The organism is Streptomyces sp. SID5785 (assembly GCF_009870065.1).
GTDB lineage: Bacteria > Actinomycetota > Actinomycetes > Streptomycetales > Streptomycetaceae > Streptomyces.
Genome location: NZ_WWIA01000227.1, coordinates 1 through 3,693, shown reverse-complemented (window position 1 = coordinate 3,693; position 3,693 = coordinate 1). Strand labels below are relative to the sequence as shown.

Annotated in this window: 3 protein-coding genes; 1 reads left to right on the top strand and 2 read right to left on the bottom strand. The window is 72.9% G+C overall.

Translation table 11 applies throughout. The annotated features are described in order from the left end of the window. The first annotated feature begins 455 nt into the window (after positions 1-455). Complete coding sequence (locus tag GTW43_RS06870; RefSeq protein ID WP_161300729.1) at positions 456-1,145, top strand: lysophospholipid acyltransferase family protein; 690 nt, start codon at positions 456-458, stop codon at positions 1,143-1,145. A 152-nt stretch (positions 1,146-1,297) separates the two neighbouring features. Here the strand turns inward: GTW43_RS06870 and GTW43_RS06865 are convergent, their stop codons facing one another. Both GTW43_RS06865 and GTW43_RS06860 read right to left on the bottom strand, forming a co-directional pair. Further along, on the bottom strand, positions 1,298-2,827 hold the full coding sequence (locus tag GTW43_RS06865) for an MFS transporter (protein WP_161300728.1): 1,530 nt from the start codon (positions 2,825-2,827) through the stop codon (positions 1,298-1,300). Continuing rightward, entirely contained in the window at positions 2,824-3,375 is a 552-nt protein-coding gene (locus GTW43_RS06860; RefSeq protein WP_202501143.1) for a TetR/AcrR family transcriptional regulator, read from the bottom strand. The genes GTW43_RS06865 and GTW43_RS06860 overlap by 4 nt, the downstream gene beginning before the upstream one ends. Positions 3,376-3,693: the final 318 nt, after the last annotated feature.

Below are 3,693 nucleotides of genomic sequence, written 5' to 3'. Positions count from 1 at the left end.
CGCCGTCGTGGTGTCCGCCGCCGGAGCGGTCGGCGGCCGAGGCCGCGGCGGGCACGGCGGCGACGGCCGCGCCCGCGCTCAGCACCGCCGCGCCGAGCAGCGCGCGCCGGCCGAGGCCTCCCCCGGTGCCCGCCTCGTGTGCCGCCTGAGCCTTCTCGTTCCCCATGGGGCGCTCCTCCTGCCGAGTCCTGCCGAGTGCTGCCGTGTACGGCCCGTGTGCTGCCGTGTACCTGCCGAAGCCGGACCGATGGTAGGGGCGCGGGGGTGACGACGGGGAGACCGCGTGCGGAACGTCGGGGTGATGCGGGATGACTCCTGTGTGTCGGGGATGCGGCCGGGGGGCGTGGGTGAGGCGCCCGCGCATCAACTCTGTGTATCCACTCGGTGAACCCGATGTGCGACGGGCGGGTACGCGCGAGTATCGTCCTCACCTGCACAGACCTGCCATCCATTCCTTGACACCGGAGGGCCCGTTGTCCCGCTTCGCGCTCATCAAGGCAGTGCTCGGACCGATCATGCGCCTGATGTTCCGCCCACGGGTGGAAGGCGCCGAGAACATTCCGGGCAGCGGCCCCGTCATTCTGGCGGGCAACCACCTGACGTTCATCGACTCGATGATCCTTCCGCTGGTCTGCGACCGGCAGGTGTGCTTCATCGGCAAGGACGAGTACGTCACCGGAAAGAGCCTCAAGGGCCGGCTGATGGCCTGGTTCTTCACCGGGGTCGGCATGATCCCGGTGGACCGGGACGGGGCCAACGGCGGGGTCGCCGCGCTCATGACCGGCCGCCGGATCCTCGAGGAGGGCAAGATCTTCGGGATCTACCCCGAGGGCACCCGCTCCCCCGACGGCCGGCTCTACCGGGGCCGCACGGGCATCGCGCGGCTGACCCTGATGACCGGTGCGCCCGTCGTGCCGTTCGCGATGATCGGCACGGACAAGCTGCAGCCGGGCGGTTCGGGCATGCCGCGCCCGGGCCGGGTGACCGTGCGCTTCGGGGAGCCGATGGAGTTCTCCCGCTACGACGGGATGGGCCGCGACCGCTACGTGCTGCGGGCCGTGACCGACTCCGTGATGACCGAGGTCATGCAGCTGTCGGGCCAGGAGTACGTGGACATGTACGCGACCAAGGCCAAGGCGGCCTGACCGCCCCCGCCCCACCCCGCCCGCACGGGCCGCTCTGCGGCCGAGGCGGCGAGCGGCGAGCACCTGACCTGACCGGGGCCCGGTCCCGCGGAGCGATCCGCGGGGCCGGGCCCCGGTCGTGTGCCGCCGGGAGGTCACCCGTGCGGGCGGCGTCAGTTCTCCAGACGCTGGCCGCGCAGCAGGAACCAGGCGGCGACCGAGGTCGCGAGCAGGACCGCGGCGCCGAGGCCCGCGGCCACCTGGAGCCCGTCCACGAACGCGCCCTGCGCGGACGTGAGCAGCTCGTGCGCCTGGCCGGGCGGCAGGGCCGTCGAGGCCTCGACGGCGCCGCCGAGCGAGTCGTGCGCCGCGTCGGCGACGGCGGCCGGGGTGCCCGGCGGGGCCGTGAAGCCCGCGTAGACCCCGGTGACGATCGAGCCGAGCAGGGCGATGCCCAGGGCCGCGCCGAGTTCGTACGCCGTCTCGGAGACCGCGGAGGCGGAACCCGCCTGCTCCTTGGGGACGCTGGAGAGGATCACGTCGGCGGTCACGGTGAACGAGAAACCCGCACCCACACCGACGACCAGGAGCACCGCGCCGAGCAGCGGGTAACCGGTCTGGCTGCTCAGGCCCGTGAGGACGGCGAGCGACAGGCCGATCGCGGCGAGGCCGGCCGCGACGACGGCGCGCACGGAGAAGCGGCGCGCCACGGCGCCCGCGACGAGACCGGCCGCCACCGCGCCGACCGCCGCGGGCAGTTCGGCGAGACCCGCCTCGAACGGCCGGCGGTCCTGCACCAGTTGCAGGAACTGCGACAGGAAGAAGACCAGTCCGGACAGCCCGAGGATGGTCAGCAGGTCGGCGAGGACCGCGGCCGAGAAGCCGCGATTGCGGAACAGGCGCATGTCGAGCAGCGGGGAGTCCAGCGTGAGCTGGCGCCGCACGAAACCGGCCAGCGCCGCGACACCGATCACCGCCGAGCCCGCGACCTCCCAGCCCACGCCGTGGGCCGCCGCCTCCTTGACCGCGTAGACGACACCGATCATGCCGACGAGCGACAGGCCGACGCTGGGCAGGTCCCACGGTCCGGGGACCGGGTTCTTCGACTCCGGGATCAGCTTGGCGCCGATCACGACGAGCACCGCCATCACCGGCAGGTTGATGAGGAACACCGAGCCCCACCAGAAGTGCTCGAGCAGGAAGCCGCCGACGACCGGTCCGACGGCCGCGCCGGCCGAGGCCATGGCGCCCCAGATGCCGACGGCGAGGGAGCGCTCACGCGGGTCGTGGAAGATGTTCCGGATCAGGGCCAGGGTCGAGGGCATCAGGGTGGCGCCCGCGACACCGAGCAGGGCCCGGGCCAGGATCATGAGCTCGGGCGTCGTCGCGTACGCGTTGAGCACCGAGACCGCTCCGAAGGCGACGGCGCCGGTCAGCAGCAGCTTCTTGCGGCCGATGCGGTCACCGAGACTGCCCATCGACACGAGGAGTCCGGCGATGACGAACGAGTAGACGTCACCGATCCACAGGAGCTGGGTGCCGGAGGGCTCGAGGTCCTCGCTGATGTACGGGGTCGCCAGGCCGAGGACCGTCGCGTCGACGGCGACGAGCAGCACGGCCAGCACGAGCACGCCGAGGGCGAGCCACCGTCCGGGCCGCGCCACCACCTCCGGCACGGGGGGTCGCTGGTGGGTGCTGGTCATCGTTCCACGCTCCGTCGTGCGCCGCCGAGCAGCAGCTCGGCGATCATGAATGAGAAGTCCTTGGCCGCGACGCGGCCGTCCTGCACGGCCCAGGCACCGCTGCCGACGAGGCCGTACAGCGCCTCGCACAGCCAGGCCGGGGTGAGGTCGATCCGGAACTCGCCGGCCTCCTGGCCGCGCCGGAACAGCGCGACCATCCGGGCGTCGAGCCGCTCCCAGCCCGCGTGCTGCTGCTCCCCCTCGAACAGCTGGTTCTCCGTCGTGAGGAAGGCCAGCAGCGGGGCTGCGGGCTCGAGCTCGGCGATCAGCCGCCGCAGCGCGTCCTCGGCCGGGCCCGCGTCGAGCGCGGCGCGGTCGAGCGCCGCCTCGCACTCGTCGATGCCCAGATCCTCGAGCGCGCGCACGAGGGCGTCACGGCCCGCGAAGTGGCGGTGCAGCGTGGCGCGGCTGATGCCGGCGGCCTTCGCCACCTCGTCCATCGTGGCGGTGGACTTGCGGGTGAGGAGGGCCGCTGCGGCGTGCAGCATCTGGGATCGGTCGACAGCCATGAGACGAGCATAACCCGAATGAGACACTCATGTCTCATCCGAAGGGATGACGTCTCAGAGGGCTTGTGCCGTGCGGGCCTGTGCCGCGCGGGCCTGTGCCGCGCGCGTCATGTGCCGCGCGGGCCTGTGCCGCGCGCGTCATGTGCCGCGCGGGCCTGTGCCGTGCGCGTCATGTGCCGTGCGGGTCATGCGCACGGCAGGTCAGGGCTTCCACGCCTCGGCGCTGAGCGCCTGGGACACCTCCTCGGTGTAACGGGCGCAGGCCAGCCACGTCCGGGCGAACGCGTCCAGGTCGGCCGGGGCGAGCCGCCCGAAACC